Raw genomic sequence first — 16,634 nt, forward strand, 5'->3', positions numbered from 1 at the left:
CCTTCGAGCGGCGCACGATGGCGTGGATGCGGGCGACGAGCTCGTCCTTGTGGAAGGGCTTGGTGAGGTAGTCGTCGGCGCCGAAGCCGAGGCCCTTCACCTTGTCCTCGATGCCGGCCATGCCGGACAGGATCAGGATCGGGGTCTTCACCTTGGCCACGCGCAGGTTGCGCAGCACCTCGTAGCCCGACATGTCGGGCAGGTTCAGGTCGAGGAGGATGATGTCGTAGTCGTAGAGCTTGCCGAGATCGATCCCCTCCTCACCGAGGTCGGTGGTGTAGGTGTTGAAGTTCTCGGACTTGAGCATCAACTCGATGCTTTGCGCGGTGGCGCTGTCGTCCTCGATCAGAAGTACCCGCATCGTCGATCCTCAGCCCGGCCGGCCGTATCAGCGTTCGGACACGTCGCCGCCCTTCGTCCGCCACCGGCCTGTGGACGGACGCCCCACCGTCATTGACGTGAAACGCTATGCGTTAATCGTTAACAAAACCTGTTTCCCGCTTGCAAGCGGTCGTTTCGCAGGGCCCCGGCCGTTTCGCGGGCCGCGTTGTCGGTCTGTTCCATCCGTCCTCGCTGCCCGCGCCGTGCGCCCGCTCTCCGACCCTCGCCAAGTGCTTCCCGGGTAACGGTCCGGTCGCGCTTGTGACCGATCGGCCACATCCGCGAGGCATGTCCGGGACACGTCCCGCGACCTGCCCGGTCCGTGCGATCGGCCCGCTACAAGCCCGATGACCGCAATGTTAAGGAGGGAGGTAAATGAACCGTTAGAGGGTGGGCGGATGACGCAGGATCGGACCGGATCCGCGACGCTGGCCGGCCTCAAGGCCGCCCTGGAGCGCGTCGAACCGCTGGAGACCTACGGCCGCGTCGTCGCGATCCGCGGCCTGCTCGTCGAGGTCGCCGGTCCCGTGGCCGCGATGCGCCTCGGCGGGCGCCTCGACGTCGAGGGCGCCGGCAGCGCCGGGCTGATCCCCTGCGAGATCATCGGCTTCCAGGGCGACCGGGCGCTGGCGATGCCGTTCGGCTCGCTGGAGGGCGTCCGCCGCGGCTGCCCGGCCTTCGTCCGCGACGAGGCCGCCGGCGCGATCAGGCCGTCGGCCGCATGGCTCGGTCGGGTGGTCGACGCGCTCGGGCGCCCCGTCGACGGCCTCGGCCCCCTCGAAGCCGGGCCGGAGATCTATGCCCTGCGGGCCGACCCGCCACCGGCCCACGCCCGGCGCCGCGTGGGCAAGCCCCTCGATCTCGGCGTGCGCTGCCTCAACACCTTCCTCACCATGTGTGCCGGCCAGCGCATGGGCATCTTCGCCGGCTCCGGCGTCGGCAAGTCCGTGCTGCTGTCGATGCTCGCCCGCTACACCGCCGCCGACGTCGCGGTGATCGGCCTCGTCGGCGAGCGCGGGCGCGAGGTGCAGGAGTTCCTCCAGGACGACCTCGGCGCGGCGGGCCTCGCGCGCTCGGTCGTGGTGGTGGCGACCTCCGACGAGCCGGCCCTGATGCGCCGCAACGCCGCCTACGTGACCCTGTCGGTGGCCGAGCATTTTCGCGACCAGGGATTGCGCGTGCTGTGCATGATCGACTCGATCACGCGCTTCGCCATGGCCCAGCGCGACATCGGCTTGGCGGCCGGCGAGCCGCCCACCGCCAAGGGCTACACGCCCACCGTGTTCAGCGAGTTGCCGCGCCTCCTCGAACGGGCCGGCCCCGGCGTGGGAGAGGGCACGATCTCGGCCCTGTTCACGGTGCTGGTCGAGGGCGACGACCACAACGAGCCGGTGGCGGACGCGGTGCGCGGCATCCTCGACGGGCACATCGTGATGGAGCGCGCGATCGCCGAGCGCGGACGCTACCCGGCGGTCAACGTCCTGCGCTCGGTCTCGCGAACGATGCCGCGCTCCTGCGATCCGGCCTTCCTGCCGGTGGTGCGGCGGGCGCGCCGCGTGCTCGCGACCTACGCCGACATGGAGGAGCTGATCCGGCTCGGCGCCTACCGGGCCGGGGCCTCGGCGGAGGTCGACGAGGCGGTGGCCCTCATGCCGCAGCTCGAGGCTTTCCTGGGGCAGGGTAAGGAAGAAGCAACCTCCCTCGGCGATGGTTACGCACGGCTCGCAGAGATCGTGGGCGGTTCCTAAAGCGGGCGGCGCGGCGGGTTTCAGCCGCGCAGGGTCGCCGGCGTTGCGTGGAGTGAGCGTCCCCATGAAATCGCGTGACACGTTGATCCGGCTGCGCCGCTTCCAGGTCGACGAGAAGCGTCGCCGTGTGACCCAGATCGAAGTGATGATGGCCGAGTTCCACCGCATGGCGGTGGAACTCGACCGCGAGGTCGCCCAGGAGGAGGCCCGAGCCGGCATCTCCGACACCGCCCACTTCGCCTATCCAACCTACGCCCGCGCCGCCGCGGCCCGCCGGGACAACATGCGCCAGTCGGCGATCGCGCTGGAAGGCCAGCTCTCCGAGGCCAAGGCGGAACTCGGCGAGGCGTTCGAGGACCTGAAGAAGGTCGAGATCCTCGACGACCGCGAGCGCAGCGTCGAGCGGGCCGCCGACGCTCAGCGCGAGCAGGCCGCCATGGACGCCATCGGGCTCTCGCGCGCCCGCGCTTAAAGCGCTCTCCGCCGAAGTGGACGCCGGCTCGGCGAGCGCGCGCGACGCAACAACGACTTCGAGCCAGGATTGATGGCAGCGCGACCGGGCGCGGCCCTGAAGCTCAGATGCCGGACCGGCACGAAACCGTCACGATCGGGTGACATGACGCGCCTTGGGAAGCCCGAGCGGGCTGGCTTGCGGTGCGCCGTTTCCTGACGCATCAGGGGCTTCTCCCCCGAGGCGTCGGTCAAGCATGAAGAAGATCAGCGAACTCATCTGGCCGATCGTCGGCCTCGCGGCCGTCGTCGTCTCGGGCTACCTTCTGTACCGCGAACTCCGCGGCATCTCGCTGGCCGAGATCGGCGGCAGCCTCGCCGCGATCCCGGTGCACCGCTTCCTGCTGGCGGGCGTCGCGACGCTGGTCGCCTACGCCGCGCTCGCCTGGTACGACCGGATCGCCCTGCTGCACCTCGGCGTCACCCACATCTCGGTGCTCTTCGTCTCGGTCTGCTCCTTCACCACCTACGCGCTGTCGCACAACATCGGCGCCTCCGTGTTCTCCGGCGCAGTGGTGCGCTACCGCGCCTACACCGCCAAGGGGCTGTCGGCGGCCCAGGTCGCGGTGCTGGTGGCCCTGTGCTCCTTCACGTTCGGCCTCGGCACGATCCTGCTCGGCGGCTTCGTCCTCGTGGCGCTGCCGGACACGCTGACCCGGCTCCAGGGCTACCTGCCCGCGATCCTCACCAATCCCGCCACCGCCCGCATCCTCGGTGCCGTGCTGCTCGGCGCCGTCGCGCTCTACATGATCGGCTCGCTGCTTCGCCTGAGGCCCCTGACGGTCCGCGCGTTCAAGCTCGAATACCCGCGCCCGCGGATCATGGTCCGCCAGATCATCGCCGCCCCGCTCGAACTGCTGGGGGCTGCCGGGATCATCTACTTCGCGCTGCCGGAGGCCAACAATCCCGGCTTCCTCGTGGTGCTGGCCGTGTTCCTCGCCTCGTTCTCGGCCGCACTCGTGTCGAACGCGCCCGGCGGCCTCGGCGTGTTCGAGCTGGTCTTCGTCATCGCCATGCCGGACATGGAGCGCCCGTCGATCATCGCGGCGCTGCTCGTCTTCCGGATGTTCTACTTCTGGTTGCCGTTCCTGATCTCGGTCGTCGTCGTGCTGCTGTACGAGCGCGGTCGGCTGGTCAGCGCGCTGGGGAAGCGCGCCAAGGTCCCCGTCGCGGTGCCCGAGCCGCCCCTGGTCGTCCCCGGCCTCGACGCGCACGAGATCGAGCAGCGGTTGGAGGAGCGGGCCGTCTGATCGCCGGTCCGGCGATCATCGGTTGCCCCATGATGGATGTCGAAGGTGTAGGGCCACGATGCGGTACGAGGCACTGATCGTCGCCTGCCTGGGCTGCGCCTTGGCGGCCATCGACGCGGCCGGTGCCGCGCCGGAGACGACTCGGACGGAGGCGCGCGCGCTGCTGAGCGAAGGGCGGAGCTACGTCGGACGGCGGATCAGGCTGAACAACCTGTCCTGCGTCGATTCCGGCGGTGCCGGCTTCGTCTGCACCGCGGAGATCGACGGACAGATCCTCTCGCTCACGGCCCCCGTCCTCGGGGTCGGGACGATCGCCGTGATCAGCCGGAAGCTCGGCCGGGACTGCAAAGGCACGGACAAGCTTCAGCGATCGGCCTGCCGCTTCGACGTCGAGATCAAGCCGACCTCCGTCGCGAAGGGATCCGTCGGCGCCTCCGGCAACCGGCGTCCCCTGGTGACGGTGTTCGCGGCCGAGATCGACCTGTTCTGAGCCGCGTCCGTCGGAGCACGTTCTGGCCAGCCCTGACCGCGTCGTCGGATGATGCGGATCGGCAGGACGCCGGGACCGTCCGCGATCCGACGGCGACCGAAGCGACCCGCCTCACACCGAGCCCACCGTCCGCAGCCGCGCCCGCGGATGGATCTCGGCCTGGCTCATCACCGGGGTCTCGCGGCGGAAGCGCTCGATGATCGAGCGCACGAACGGCCGGGCCTGGACCGAGGTGACGAGCACCGGCATCTCGCCCAGGCGCGCCGCGGTCTCGAAGCGGTCGCGCACCGTGCCGACGAACTCGGTGAGCTTCGAGGGCTGCATCGCGAGGTAGCGCTCGTCGCGCTCGCCGACGATCGATTCGAGGAAGGCCTGCTCCCAGGCCGGCGACAGGGTGATGATCGGCAGCATGCCGTCCGGCCCCTGGTACTGGGCGCAGATCTGGCGCCCGAGGCGCGCACGCACGTGCTCGACGATGTCGCGCGGGTTCTTCACCGAGCCCGCGACCTCCGCGACGCCCTCGACGATCGCGCCGAGGTCGCGGATCGAGACCCGCTCGGCCAGCAGGAACTGCAGCACGCGCTGGATGCCGGTGGTGCTGATCTGCGCGGGTACCACCTCCTTGACCAGGTCGTTGTGCTCCTTCGAGAGTTCGCGCAGGAGCTTCGAGACCTCGACGTGGTTGAGGAGCTCCGAGACGTGCGCCTTGATGATCTCGGTGAGATGCGTCGAGACCACGGTCGCCGCATCGACCACGGTGTAGCCCTTGAGCTGGGCCTGATCACGCAACGACGCGTCGATCCATGTCGCGGGCAGGCCGAAGGTCGGCTCCAGCATGTGCTGGCCGGGGAGCTGCACCTGCCCGCCCATCGGGTCCATCGCCATGAACTGGCCGGGGAAGATCTGCCCGGTCCCGGCCTCGATCTCCTTCACCCGCACGACGTAGGCGTTGGCGTCGAGCTGCACGTTGTCGAGGATGCGCACCGAAGGCATCACGAAGCCGAGGTCGGCCGCGAGTTGGCGGCGCAGCGCTTTTATCTGATCGGTGAGCCGGTCCTGCCCTTCGCCGTTGACCAGCGCCAGCAGCGCGTAGCCCATCTCCAGCTTGAGCTCGTCGAGCTTCAGGAGGTCGGTGACCGTCTCCTCCTTCTCCTTGGCGGCCGCAGCCACCGCGGCTGCGTCCATCGGCGCGCCCGAGGCGTCGAGCGGCGGCGCCTCCCGCGCGGTCTTGGCGAAGCGCCACGCGGCGTAGCCCGAGGCGCCAGCGAGGGCGAGGAACGGCAGCATCGGCATGCCGGGGAGCAGCGCGAGCAGCACCATGACGCCGGACGACATGCCGAGCGCCTTGGGGTAGTTGGCAAGCTGCTTGCCGAGCGCCTTGTCGGCCGAGCCCTTCACGCCGGCCTTGGAGACCAGGATGCCGGCCGCGGTCGAGACGATGAGCGCCGGCACCTGGGAGGCCAGCCCGTCGCCGATGGTGAGCAGCGTGTAGCTCTTGGCGGCGGCGCCGATCGCCATGTCCTGCTGGGCGACGCCGATGATGATCCCGCCGACGACGTTGATGAAGGTGATGAGCAGCGCCGCGATCGCGTCCCCGCGCACGAACTTCGAGGCGCCGTCCATGGCGCCGAAGAACGCCGATTCCTCCTCCAGCGCCGAGCGGCGAGCCTTGGCGGTCTTCTCGTCGATCAGCCCCGCCGAGAGGTCGGCGTCGATGGCCATCTGCTTGCCGGGCATCGCGTCCAGCGTGAAGCGCGCGGCGACCTCGGCGATTCTCCCTGAGCCCTTCGTGATGACGACGAAGTTCACGATGATCAGGATCGCGAACACGATGATCCCGATGACGAAGTTGCCGCCCATCACGAAGTTGCCGAACGCCTCGATGACGTGGCCGGCGGCCGCGGTTCCCTCGTGGCCGTGCCCGAGGATCAGCCGCGTCGAGGCGAGGTTGAGCGCCAGCCGCAGCATCGTCGCGATGAGCAGCAGCGTCGGGAAGACGGTGAATTCGAGCGGGTTGTCGATGAACAGCCCCGTCATCATGATCAGCACGGACATGATGATCGAGACGGCGAGCAGCAGGTCGAGCAGCACCGAGGGCAGCGGGAAGATCAGCACCGCGAGGATGCCCATCACCGCGGTGGCGAAGAACAGGTCGGTGCGCTTCGACAGCGCGTCGAGGTTGGCGCGGGTCGGGAGCGAGAAGCCGCCGAGCGCCGCGAGGCCGCCCGTCCGTTCCGGCACGCTGGCCGTCTCGCTCATGCCGCACGCGCTCCGGTCCGCGACGGGCGGACCCGGCAGGATTTGCCGGGTCGATGGTTAGCGCTGCCTTAACGTCGCGCTCCGCTCAAGCTGGAACCCGGCGCGTGCGGGCGGCTTGAACCCGCTCCACGCAAGATCCCGATCCGAGGCCGACCCCATGCGCAGATCGTCCGCCCTCGCCGCGTTCCTCGTGCTGGTCGCCACGGGCGCCGCGCCGGCCCAGACCGCCGCGCCCGATGCGGACGCGCGGCCGGACGGGCACGGCATGGTCGGCGAGCCGCTGGAGCCCGGCGCCAACAGCTTCACGGAAGCTCAGGTGAAGGAGCGCTTCGGCCGCATGGGCTTCGGCGAGGTCAAGGACCTGCGCAAGGACGCGTCCGGGATCTGGCACGGCACCGCGGTGCATGCCGGCCAGGACGTCCAGATCGGGATGGACTTCAAGGGCAGCGTCGCCGCGCAGTGACGCGTGGGGGCGATCCGGGCCGAGCCTCGGGTCCTGCCCGATCGTGCCGAAACCTCAGCCCTCCGCACGGCGCATCATCACATCGGAGGACACCATGTCGACACGAGCCATCACCGCCCTGTTCGACGACTACGACGCCGCCGCGCGCGCGGTCGACACGCTCGAGGCGGAGGGCATTCCGCACGGCGACATCAGCATCGTCGCGAGCAATGCCGAGGATCGTCATGCCAGCCGGCTCAAGCCCTTCGCCTCCGATCCCGCGCGAGCTTCGACCGAGAGCGACGCCGGCGACGGAGCCGGGACCGGGGCGACCCTCGGAACGGTGCTGGGCGGAGGCGCGGGCCTGCTCGCCGGCCTCGGGCTCCTGGCGATCCCGGGCGTCGGCCCGGTGGTGGCCGCCGGGTGGCTCGTGGCGACGGTGACCGGGGCCGGCGTCGGCGCGGCAACCGGGGGACTGCTCGGCGGCCTCACCGGCGCCGGCCTCAGCCCGCACGAGGCCGAGACCTACGCCGAGGGGGTCCGCCGCGGCGGCACCCTCGTCACCGCCCGCGTCGATGACGGCCAGGCCGAGCGCGTGATGGCGATCCTGGACCGGCACGGCTCGATCGATCTCGACGAGCGCGCGCAGGGCTGGCGAACGCAGGGCTGGACCGGGGGCACCGCCGGACCGGCGGTCGGCGAGGCCGGGACCCGGGAGGTCGGATCGACGGCGATCGGCGCGGCGGCCTCGACCACCACCGGCCTCGACACAGAGGACGGGCGGACCCTGCTCCCGATCGATGCGGGCCGCACGGCGGGGACACCGCCCGCGCCGAGCCAGACCTTCGGGTCCAGCAAGCGCTGAGCGACGCGATCACCCGCGGGGGCTCAGACCATCTGCTTGCGCGCGAACAGCGCACCGGCGAAGGCGACCGCCGCACCGGCCGCGACCAAGCTGGTCATCAGCAGGCGACGCGGCTGCGTCGACGACTCGGCCATCACCGGCGCGACGATCGGGCTGAAGAACTCGACCTGGCGGGCGGCGATGATGCGCGCCCGCTCGTTGGCCGCAAGGACCTTGGCGTAGTACCTCTCGGCGTCGGTCCGTTCGTTGTTGAGCGCCTCGAACCGCGTCAGGGCATCGGAGAGCAGGCGTTTCTGCTCGGGGTCCTGGCTCGCCGACTGCCGCTCGATCCGGGCGATGTTGTCGTCGAGATCCTTGATCTGGGCCTTCATGTCGAGGATGCGCCGCGATTCCGGGGCGAGATCGCGCAGCGACATCATCAGTTGCACCGCCAGGTTGATCCGCGCCGAGCGCAGTTCCCCGACCACCTTGAGGTTCGTCTCGTTCGTCTTCTGGGCATCGAGCACCCCGTCCCGGTTGCGCAGGTCGCGCACGGCGATGCGGAGCTTGCTCATGCGCTCCTCGGCGAGCCGCATCTCCCGGTTGCTCTCGGCGACCGCATCGTTGCGCGCCGTCATGCTCAGGCGGTTCACCATCTGCTCCGCTTCCGTGAGGATGGCCCGGGTGATGGCGAGCGACTCCGCGGGATCGAACGCGCTCACCGACAGCGCCATGATGCCGGAGTTGCTCTCGACATCGATCGAGACGTGGTTGCGCCAGTACTTGAGGAACTTCTCGATCGGTTCACTCGCGTCGAAACGGGAGATATAGTCGATCCCGTCACGACCGAACCATTCGCGGATCGGCAACTGTGCCTGAATCGTTTCGAGCATCGGCCGGCTGAGGATGTACTGATGCGTGATCAGCACGTCCTGTGCGAGCAGCTCCTTGGGAACGCCGGCGTTCGTGCCGACGGCGTCCGGCGTCGCCTTCTCAGCCCCTCCGAGGGCCGGCCGAAGCGCGAAGCGCGCCTCGGTGACGAAGCGGTCCGAGGCGATCAGGCCGTAGTAGACGGCACCCGCGACCGCCGGCAGGACGAAGACGAGCATGAACAGGATCGGCACCCACGGATCGCTCTTCACGTGGCTCTGATAGGAGCGGATGCCCTTCTTCCGGTCGGCGAAACGGGACAGCCGGGCGATCTGACGCAAGGACTCGGCGACCGCGTTCGACCGGTCTGCGGTCGTCAGCGACTGGCCCTGCGGCTTGCGGATCTCGACGTTCATGGACCTGCTGTTTCCGTTGGCCGACGGATACGGCCCTGGCGAGTGTCGTGCGAACCCGCGGCGAAACGATGTCCGTCCGGGCCGGGCCGGTGTCAGGCATTGAGGCGGCGGTAGACCTCGATCGCGTCGTTGACGTCCTCGTAGATGACGGCGCGGCCGTTGAGCAGGACGATGCCCTGCGTGCACCACTCGCGAATGGTGTCCATCGCGTGGGACACCATGATGACGTCGGCGGTCTTGCGCCGGTCGGCGAAGACTTCGGTGCAGCGCTTCGCGAAGCGCGCATCGCCGACCGCCGTCACCTCGTCGATGAGGTAGCAGTCGAACGGGATCGCCATGCTCATGCCGAAGGCGAGGCGGGCGCCCATGCCCGACGAGTAGGTCCGGATCGGCACGTCGAGGTAGCTGCCGAGTTCGGAAAAATCCTCGACGTAGGCCAGGACGCGCTTGGGATCCTCGCCGTAGACGCGCGCCACGAAGATGACGTTGTCCCGTCCGGTCATCGCCGGATGGAAGCCGCCGCCGAAGCCGAGCGGCCAAGACACCCGCAGGTTGCGCTTGATCCGGCCGCTCGTCGGGTCCTCCGCCCCGCCGATCAGGCGCATGGTGGTCGACTTGCCGGCACCGTTGATGCCGAGGATGCCGTAGCTGACGCCGGGCTTCAGGGTCAGCGACACGCGCTCCAGGATGGTGCGGCGGTAGCCGTCCGTCTTGTAGATCTTGGTGACGTTCTCGAAGCGGATCACCGCAGGCCGAACTCCTCCACGCGGCCGGCGCGCGGGATCGGTCGCGGCGCACGGCAAGCCTGCAGGTCTTGCGTGGCGAAAGCGGCGAATCTGAGGATGGACTAAAGGTCCGTTCAGTCGACGGCCGGCGCGTGCAGCTCGGCGTTGGTGAAGCGCTGCTGCTCCTCCATCACCAGGGCGGCGAGTTCGCGCTTGATCGTGTTGAAGTCGGAGGACGCGGTGTCGCGCGGGCGCGGGATCTCCACGCGCACGTCGCGCTTGATCCGGCCGGGCCGGTAGGTCATCACCAGGATACGGTCGGCGAGGTAGATCGCCTCCTCGATCGAGTGCGTGACGAACACGATGGTCTTGCCGAGCTCGGCCCAGATCCGCAGCAACTCGTCCTGGAGGGTCCGCCGGGTCAGCGCATCGAGCGCCCCGAACGGCTCGTCCATCAGCATCACCGGCGGGTCGAGGGCCAGGATGCGGGCGATGGCGACCCGCTGGCGCATGCCGCCGGACAGGTCCTTCGGGTAGCGCTTGCGGAAATCGGTGAGCCCGAGCGTCGCCACGATCCGGTCGACCGTGACCGTCGCCTCCGCCCGCGGCACGTTCTTGATGTCGAGGCCGAAGCGGACGTTGTCCTCGACGCTCATCCACGGGAACAGGGCGTATTCCTGGAAGACCATGCCGCGGTCGGGCCCGGGCGCGGCGACCGTCCGCCCGCCGAGGGTAATCCGGCCGTCCGTCAGCGGCGTGAACCCGGCAATCGCGTTGAGCAGCGTGGACTTGCCGCAGCCGGACGGCCCGAGCAGGCACAGGAACTGTCCTTCCGGCACCGTGGCCGTGATGTCCTGAAGGGCTGCGACCGCAGCGGCTCCGGTGCCGAACACCTTGACGGCGCCCGAGACGACGATCTCTGCGGACATGATCCCGTGTCAGCGCTCGAGGCCGCGGTGCCAGCGCAGCAGGTGGTCGTTGAGGCGGCTCATCGCCCCATCGATGATGAGGCCGAGGAGGCCGATCGTCACCATGCCGCCGATGATCTTGTCCGACCACATGTATTCCCGGGCCTCCAGGATGCGGTAGCCGAGGCCGTCCGACACGGCGATCATCTCCGCGACGATCACCACGATGAACGCCGTGCCGATGCCGATGCGCATGCCGGCCAGCACGAACGGGCTCGCGGCCGGCAGGATGACGCGGCGGAACATCGTCCAGGACCCGGCGCCGAGGTTGCGGGCCGCGCGGATGTAGATCGAATCGACCTGCCGCACGCCGGCGATCGTGTTGACCAGCACCGGGAAGAAGGTGCCCAGCGCGATCAGGAACAGGGCCGGCGGGTTGCCGAGGCCGAACCAGACGATCGCCAGCGGGATGTAGGCGATCGGCGGGATGGGACGGAGAAATTCCAGGAGCGGCCCGAACAGCCCGTGCAGCCTGTCGCTGGTGCCGAGGAGCAGCCCGATGGGAACGGCGAGCCCGGCACCGATCAGGAAGCCGGAGATCACCCGCGACAGGCTCGCCACCGCATCGCGCGGCATCTCGCCGGAGAACATCCAGGCCACGTGGCTCTCCGTGCCCGGCTCGTAGGGCAGTGCGGGCAGCAGCCCCGAAACCCACTTGACCGCGACCGCGCTCGGCGGCGGCAGCACCACGGCGGAGAACACGCCGGCCCGGCTCAGGATCTCCCAGAGGGCGAGCAGGAAGACCGGGACGATGGCGCCGCGCAGCGAGGAGAGGCGCATCAGTTGCTCTTCAACTCGGCCTTGGCCTTCTCCAGCAGATCGAGCTTCACCCACTCGGCATCGCTCTTGGGCGGGTTGACCATCTTACCCAGGCCGTACTTCACCATGTAGTCGGTCGTGGTCTGCATGTGTCCGGCGGGCATGTCGTAGGTGTAGCTCGCGTTGGCCATGCCATCGCGAAAGTCCTGGCTCGAGAGCTGGCCCTTGAACACCGACTCGCGCACGTACTTCTCGGCGAGCATGGGATCGTCGATGAAGGCCTTGGTCGCCGCGACGAACAGCTTCAGCACCCGGGCGGCGACCTCGGGCCGCTCGTTGTACATCTTCTCGGTCATGACCAGCGGGCGCACCGGCAGGCCGATCGGCGTGTCGTAGGGCTTGACCACCTCGGTGCCCCAGCCGGCGCTGATGGCCTGGGTCGATTGCGGCTCGCTCTGGCAGATCACGTCGACGTACTTCTGCGCCAGCGCCTGGTTCAGGTCGGCGTAGTTGTTGAAGTAGATCAACTGCACGTCCTTGCCCGGCCGCTCGGACCACGTCAGGCCGTTCTTGTCGAGCTCGGCCAGCAGCATGAGGTCCTGCGCGCCGCCGCGGACGGTGGCGACCTTGAAGCCCTTGGCGTCCTTCATGGTCTTGACCGCGTCGAGGTCCGGCCGCTTGAGGATGCGCACGCCCCCGTTGGCGAAGCCCGCGACCACGTAGAGCTTCACGCCGTTGCCGCGCGCGGACACCGCGCCGTCGGCGCCCGAGGCCGAGATGTCGATCTGGTCGACCGCCATGGCGGGATAGATGTCGGCGCCCTTGGCGAACTGGCGCTCGTCGATCTTGAGGCCGAATTTCGGCGCGATCTCCTTCAGGTAGGAGATGGCGCCGTAATGGGCGAACTTGAGATTTCCGAGACGAACCAGATCGTCGGCGCGCACCGCGGTCACGGCGAGGACGAGGAGGGCGAGGGCGGCGAGAGCGCGGTTGAACATAGAATTCCTCCGGTCGCAGGTCGTGTCGCCCGCCTCGGCGCCAGCCGAAAAACGCCTGACATCGCATTGACTAGGCGAGGCGCAGGCCGAAAGTAAAGCGCGGGGAGGCAACGAAGTGACGCCTGTTGAAACGGATGATGCCGGCCGCGTGGCCGTGATCGGCTGCGGCACCCTCGGGGCGAGTTGGTCGGCCCTGTTCCTGTCCCACGGCCTCGACGTCGCGGCCTACGACACGGCTCCGGGTTTCGCGGAGCCGCTCCGGGCCTCGGTCGCGCGATCGCTGGCCCAGCTCGCCGAGTTCGGCCTCACCGGCGCCGGCCGGCTCAGCGTCCACCCGACGGTGGCGGATGCCGTCGCGGGCGCGGGCTTCGTGCAGGAGAACGCCCCCGAGAACGAGGCGGTGAAGCGCGCGGTGCTGGCCAGCCTCGACGGGCTGGCGCCGGCCGGCGTGATCATCGCGTCGAGCACCTCGGCGATGCTGCGCAGCCGCATCGTCGCCGACTGCGCGACGCCCGAGCGGATCATCGTCGCCCATCCGTTCCACCCGCCCCACTTGGTGCCGCTCGTGGAGATCGTCGCCGGGACCGAGGCGGTGGCGGCGCGCGCGGCCGCTTTCTACGCGCGCCTCGGCCGCCGCCCGGTGATCCTGAGACGCGAGATGCCGGGCCACATCGCCAACCGGCTCGCCTCGGCGCTCTACCGCGAGGCGGTGAACCTCGTCGCCGAGGGCGTGGCCAGCGTCGCCGACATCGACGCGGCGCTCTGCAACGGGCCGGGCCTGCGCTGGGCCGCGATGGGCCCGCACATGACCTACCACCTCGGCGGCGGAGCGGGGGGCATCCGGCACTACCTCGACCATCTCGGGCCCAGCCAGGTCCGGCGGTGGGAAAGCCTCGGGACCCCGACGCTGAGCGAGGCGGTCAAGGACGCGATCGTCGAAGGGGTCGGCGAGGCGGCGGGCGGGCGCTCGCTGGCGGAGCTGGAGGCGCGCCGCGACCGGGCGCTGATCGACATCCTGCTGGCCCGCACGGAAGTCGCGGGTCGCTGAAAGGAAGGGTTGGTGCGCGGTCAAGGTCTGCGCGCGGCAAGCGGCCGGCGTGCTATCCGCGCCCCTCACCCTCCCGAACGAACCGGTCCGCCCCTGCCGTGAACGCCGTCACGATCATCGTCCCGATCTTCGGGGTCATCCTGATCGGCTGGGGCGCCGCCGTCGCCGGGCTCCTGTCCGACAAGGTCAGCGAGGGCCTGTCGGAATACGTCTTCGCCATCGCCGTGCCGGCGCTGATCATCGCGACGCTGACGCGGCCCGGCCTCGATGGCGCGATCGCCTGGGGCTACTGGATCGCCTACTTCGGCGGGGCGGGCGTGTCGTGGATCATCGGATCGCTGATCGCCGCGCGCCGGGCGGAGATCGGCCGGCAGGGCGCGATCCTGCACGGCTTCGCGGCGAGCCAGTCGAACACCATCTTCGTCGGCGTGCCGACCATCCTCCAGGCCTACGGCGAGGAGGGCGCGTTCCCGCTGTTCCTGCTGCTGGCCGTCCACCTGCCGCTGATGATGGGCTGCGCCACCTTCCTGATCGAGGCCGAGGCCGGGCGCACCCTCTGGCAGCGCCTGCGCGGGCTCGGGCGGGTGCTGATCCGGAACCCGATCTTCGTGTCGCTGCTGATCGGCATGGCGCTGAAGGGCGCGGGCTTCGTGCCCTCCGGCGTCCCGAAGGCGCTGATCGACATGTTCGCGGCCACCGCCTCGACCTGCGCGCTGATCGCGCTCGGCGCCGGGCTCAAGCGCTACCGGGTGCTGTTCGACCTGCCCGGCGCGCTGGTGATCGCGTTCCTGAAACTGGTCGTCCACCCGCTCGTGGTGTGGCTCGTCGCCACCCGGCTCTTCACCATGCCGCCGGCCTATGCCGGCGTGGCGACGCTGTTTGCCGCGATGCCGGTGGGCATCAACGCCTACCTGCTCGCCGTCCGCTACCGCACCGAGACGGGGCTGGTTGCCGCCTCCCTGCTGGTGTCGACGATGCTGGCGCCGTTCACCACCATCGCGTGGCTGACGCTGCTCGGGCGCGCCTGAAAGGACGCCGGCACGGCCGGATCGGTGGTAGGGTCACCGACCCGCAGCTCTCTTCGACGGTCGACGGACCGGCCAGCGAGCGCCGCGAAGCAGAGGGATCGCCCATGAACGCACCGATGCGCGCGCCTGCCGGCAGCGCGGCCCCGTCCGCCCCGCCCTCCCCCGCCTTCGTCTGGGACGACCCGTTCCTGCTCGACGACCAGCTCACCGAGGACGAGCGCGCGATCCGGGACACGGCGCACGCCTTCGCGCAGGAACGGCTGTTGCCCGGCATCGTCGAGGCCTACGCCCAGGAGAAGACCGACCCGGACCTGTTCCGCCAGATGGGCGCGCTGGGGCTCCTCGGCGTGACGCTGCCGGAGGAATACGGCTGCGCGGGTGCGAGTTACGTCGCCTACGGCCTCGTGGCACGCGCCGTCGAGCGGGTCGATTCCGGCTACCGCTCGATGATGAGCGTGCAGTCCTCGCTCGTCATGTACCCGATCCACGCCTACGGCTCGGAGGCGCAGCGCCAAAAATTCCTGCCCAGGCTCGCCTCGGGGGAGTGGATCGGCTGCTTCGGCCTGACCGAGCCGGATGCCGGCTCCGATCCCGCCGGCATGACGACGCGGGCCGAGCGGATCGACGGCGGCTACCGCCTGACCGGTGCCAAGATGTGGATCTCGAACGCGCCCTTCGCCGACGTGTTAGTGGTCTGGGCCAAGTCCGACGCGCACGACGGCGCGATCCGCGGCTTCGTCCTGGAGAAGGGCATGAGGGGTCTGTCCGCGCCCACGCTCACGGGCAAGCTCTCCTTGCGCGCCTCGACCACGGGCGAGATCGTGATGGAGGGGGTCGAGGTCGGCGAGGACGCGCTGCTGCCCGGCGTCTCGGGCCTGAAGGGTCCCTTCGGCTGCCTCAACCGCGCACGCTACGGCATCTCCTGGGGCGCGATGGGCGCGGCCGAGGATTGCTGGCACCGGGCGCGCGCCTACACGCTGGAGCGCAAGCAGTTCGGCCGCCCGCTCGCGCAGACCCAGCTCATCCAGAAGAAGCTCGCCGACATGCAGACCGAGATCACCCTCGGCCTTCAGGCGAGCCTGCGGGTCGGCCGCCTGATGGACGAGGGCCGGATGGCGCCGGAGATGATCTCGCTGATCAAGCGCAACAATTGCGGCAAGGCGCTCGACGTCGCGCGCACCGCCCGCGACATGCACGGCGGCAACGGCATCATGGGCGCGTACCACGTGATGCGCCACGCCCAGAACCTCGAGACCGTCAACACCTACGAGGGCACGCACGACGTCCACGCCCTGATCCTCGGACGCGCCCAGACCGGGCTGCAGGCGTTCTTCTGACGCACATGGCCGTCCGGGCCGACGCGTTCGGGACGAACGATCTTCGGTCGGCGACGATTGTGCGTCTCGCGCGTTATCACACCGACGATGTTGTCCTGACGGATCGGTGACCAACTCATGAAACGTATTCTTCTCGCTTCGGCCGTGATGGCCGGTGCCCTCGCCATGCTGCCCGTCGACGTTTCGGCGCGGGGCGGCTTCGGCGGTGGCGGCCACGGCGGCGGCTTTGGTGGTGGTGGCCGCGGCTTCGGCGGCGGCGGCTTCGGTGGACGCGGCGTCGGTGGCGGTGGATTTGCCGGCAAGGGCATCGGCGGCGGCGGGTTCGCCGGCCGCGGCCTCGGCGGTGGTGTCGCCGCTGGCGGGATCAACCGTGGCGGCTTCGCCGGAAACCGCGGCGGTTACTACGGCGGGCGCGGCTACGGCCGCGGGCTCGGTTACGGCGCGGCCGGCTTCGGTCTGGGGCTCGCCGCCAGCGGGCTGGGCTACGGTTACGGCGGCTACGGCTACGATGACGGCTATTACGGCGGCTACGGCGGTGGCTACGCCCCGGCCGGGTACGGC

16 protein-coding genes and 1 pseudogene are annotated in these 16,634 nt (G+C 69.7%); 10 read left to right on the plus strand and 7 right to left on the minus strand.

Annotated elements, in window-relative coordinates:
- The coding region (locus ACFE8Y_RS16230) for a response regulator (RefSeq protein WP_375465417.1) at window positions 1-361 on the minus strand (361 nt) is incomplete at its 3' end.
- 418 nt (window positions 362-779) lie between these two features.
- On the opposite strand from ACFE8Y_RS16230, the gene fliI reads away from it, so the two are divergent.
- The 4 genes from fliI to ACFE8Y_RS16250 all read left to right on the plus strand — a co-directional run bounded on the left by fliI (window position 780) and on the right by ACFE8Y_RS16250 (window position 4,379).
- Entirely contained in the window at window positions 780-2,129 is a 1,350-nt protein-coding gene (gene fliI / locus ACFE8Y_RS16235) for a flagellar protein export ATPase FliI (RefSeq protein WP_375465418.1), read from the plus strand.
- A gap of 64 nt (window positions 2,130-2,193) precedes the next feature.
- Window positions 2,194-2,601: a flagellar export protein FliJ gene (gene fliJ, locus ACFE8Y_RS16240; protein WP_375465419.1), complete on the plus strand. Its 408-nt coding sequence runs from the start codon at window positions 2,194-2,196 to the stop codon at window positions 2,599-2,601.
- A gap of 235 nt (window positions 2,602-2,836) precedes the next feature.
- Window positions 2,837-3,889, plus strand: coding sequence for a lysylphosphatidylglycerol synthase domain-containing protein (locus ACFE8Y_RS16245; RefSeq protein ID WP_375465420.1), 1,053 nt, complete (start codon window positions 2,837-2,839; stop codon window positions 3,887-3,889).
- Between the two features lie 58 nt (window positions 3,890-3,947).
- A complete protein-coding gene (locus ACFE8Y_RS16250) occupies window positions 3,948-4,379 on the plus strand; it encodes a hypothetical protein (protein ID WP_375465421.1) in 432 nt (143 codons plus the stop codon).
- A 111-nt stretch (window positions 4,380-4,490) separates the two neighbouring features.
- On the opposite strand, the gene flhA is transcribed toward ACFE8Y_RS16250, so the two are convergent.
- Complete coding sequence (flhA, locus tag ACFE8Y_RS16255) at window positions 4,491-6,638, minus strand: flagellar biosynthesis protein FlhA (protein WP_375465422.1); 2,148 nt, start codon at window positions 6,636-6,638, stop codon at window positions 4,491-4,493.
- Window positions 6,639-6,795: 157 nt separating this feature from the next.
- Here flhA and ACFE8Y_RS16260 point away from each other — a divergent pair, with 157 nt between their 5' ends.
- Window positions 6,796-7,101, plus strand: coding sequence for a hypothetical protein (locus ACFE8Y_RS16260; protein WP_375465423.1), 306 nt, complete (start codon window positions 6,796-6,798; stop codon window positions 7,099-7,101).
- Window positions 7,102-7,195: 94 nt separating this feature from the next.
- Window positions 7,196-7,945, plus strand: a complete 750-nt coding sequence (locus ACFE8Y_RS16265; protein ID WP_375465424.1) for a hypothetical protein — start codon at window positions 7,196-7,198, stop codon at window positions 7,943-7,945.
- Between the two features lie 23 nt (window positions 7,946-7,968).
- Here the strand turns inward: ACFE8Y_RS16265 and ACFE8Y_RS16270 are convergent, their stop codons facing one another.
- The 5 genes from ACFE8Y_RS16270 to ACFE8Y_RS16290 all read right to left on the minus strand — a co-directional run bounded on the left by ACFE8Y_RS16270 (window position 7,969) and on the right by ACFE8Y_RS16290 (window position 12,660).
- Window positions 7,969-9,210 carry a capsule biosynthesis protein gene (locus ACFE8Y_RS16270; RefSeq protein ID WP_375465425.1) on the minus strand — a complete coding sequence of 414 codons (1,242 nt, stop codon included), beginning with the start codon at window positions 9,208-9,210 and terminating at the stop codon, window positions 7,969-7,971.
- Between the two features lie 92 nt (window positions 9,211-9,302).
- Complete coding sequence (locus ACFE8Y_RS16275) at window positions 9,303-9,956, minus strand: ABC transporter ATP-binding protein (protein ID WP_375465426.1); 654 nt, start codon at window positions 9,954-9,956, stop codon at window positions 9,303-9,305.
- A 113-nt stretch (window positions 9,957-10,069) separates the two neighbouring features.
- Window positions 10,070-10,864 carry an ABC transporter ATP-binding protein gene (locus tag ACFE8Y_RS16280; RefSeq protein WP_375465427.1) on the minus strand — a complete coding sequence of 265 codons (795 nt, stop codon included), beginning with the start codon at window positions 10,862-10,864 and terminating at the stop codon, window positions 10,070-10,072.
- A 9-nt stretch (window positions 10,865-10,873) separates the two neighbouring features.
- Window positions 10,874-11,683, minus strand: coding sequence for an ABC transporter permease (locus ACFE8Y_RS16285; protein WP_375465428.1), 810 nt, complete (start codon window positions 11,681-11,683; stop codon window positions 10,874-10,876).
- Window positions 11,683-12,660 (minus strand): ABC transporter substrate-binding protein, encoded by a 978-nt coding sequence (locus tag ACFE8Y_RS16290; protein WP_375465429.1) that lies wholly within the window; start codon window positions 12,658-12,660, stop codon window positions 11,683-11,685. Before ACFE8Y_RS16290 ends, ACFE8Y_RS16285 begins: the two co-directional genes overlap by 1 nt.
- A 115-nt stretch (window positions 12,661-12,775) precedes the next feature.
- Here ACFE8Y_RS16290 and ACFE8Y_RS16295 point away from each other — a divergent pair, with 115 nt between their 5' ends.
- From ACFE8Y_RS16295 to ACFE8Y_RS16310, 4 genes and pseudogenes are all read left to right on the plus strand, one after another.
- Window positions 12,776-13,708: a 3-hydroxyacyl-CoA dehydrogenase NAD-binding domain-containing protein gene (locus ACFE8Y_RS16295; protein WP_375465430.1), complete on the plus strand. Its 933-nt coding sequence runs from the start codon at window positions 12,776-12,778 to the stop codon at window positions 13,706-13,708.
- Window positions 13,709-13,806: 98 nt separating this feature from the next.
- Window positions 13,807-14,736, plus strand: a complete 930-nt coding sequence (locus tag ACFE8Y_RS16300; protein ID WP_375465431.1) for an AEC family transporter — start codon at window positions 13,807-13,809, stop codon at window positions 14,734-14,736.
- Between the two features lie 104 nt (window positions 14,737-14,840).
- Complete coding sequence (locus ACFE8Y_RS16305; protein ID WP_375465432.1) at window positions 14,841-16,073, plus strand: acyl-CoA dehydrogenase; 1,233 nt, start codon at window positions 14,841-14,843, stop codon at window positions 16,071-16,073.
- Window positions 16,074-16,190: 117 nt separating this feature from the next.
- Window positions 16,191-16,634 (plus strand): annotated as a pseudogene (locus ACFE8Y_RS16310) (BA14K family protein); the annotation flags it as partial.

This window comes from uncultured Methylobacterium sp., assembly GCF_964242245.1.
In the GTDB taxonomy this organism is placed as follows: domain Bacteria; phylum Pseudomonadota; class Alphaproteobacteria; order Rhizobiales; family Beijerinckiaceae; genus Methylobacterium.

Bases quoted from the DNA above. Each gene is read 5' to 3' on its own strand.
- fliI (WP_375465418.1), top strand. From the start codon at position 780: ATGACGCAGGATCGGACCGGATCCGCGACGCTGGCCGGCCTCAAGGCC.
- fliJ (WP_375465419.1), top strand. From the start codon at position 2,194: ATGAAATCGCGTGACACGTTGATCCGGCTGCGCCGCTTCCAGGTCGAC.
- ACFE8Y_RS16245 (WP_375465420.1), top strand. From the start codon at position 2,837: ATGAAGAAGATCAGCGAACTCATCTGGCCGATCGTCGGCCTCGCGGCC.
- ACFE8Y_RS16250 (WP_375465421.1), top strand. From the start codon at position 3,948: ATGCGGTACGAGGCACTGATCGTCGCCTGCCTGGGCTGCGCCTTGGCG.
- flhA (WP_375465422.1), bottom strand. From the start codon at position 6,638: ATGAGCGAGACGGCCAGCGTGCCGGAACGGACGGGCGGCCTCGCGGCG.
- ACFE8Y_RS16260 (WP_375465423.1), top strand. From the start codon at position 6,796: ATGCGCAGATCGTCCGCCCTCGCCGCGTTCCTCGTGCTGGTCGCCACG.
- ACFE8Y_RS16265 (WP_375465424.1), top strand. From the start codon at position 7,196: ATGTCGACACGAGCCATCACCGCCCTGTTCGACGACTACGACGCCGCC.
- ACFE8Y_RS16270 (WP_375465425.1), bottom strand. From the start codon at position 9,210: ATGAACGTCGAGATCCGCAAGCCGCAGGGCCAGTCGCTGACGACCGCA.
- ACFE8Y_RS16280 (WP_375465427.1), bottom strand. From the start codon at position 10,864: ATGTCCGCAGAGATCGTCGTCTCGGGCGCCGTCAAGGTGTTCGGCACC.
- ACFE8Y_RS16285 (WP_375465428.1), bottom strand. From the start codon at position 11,683: ATGCGCCTCTCCTCGCTGCGCGGCGCCATCGTCCCGGTCTTCCTGCTC.
- ACFE8Y_RS16290 (WP_375465429.1), bottom strand. From the start codon at position 12,660: ATGTTCAACCGCGCTCTCGCCGCCCTCGCCCTCCTCGTCCTCGCCGTG.
- ACFE8Y_RS16305 (WP_375465432.1), top strand. From the start codon at position 14,841: ATGAACGCACCGATGCGCGCGCCTGCCGGCAGCGCGGCCCCGTCCGCC.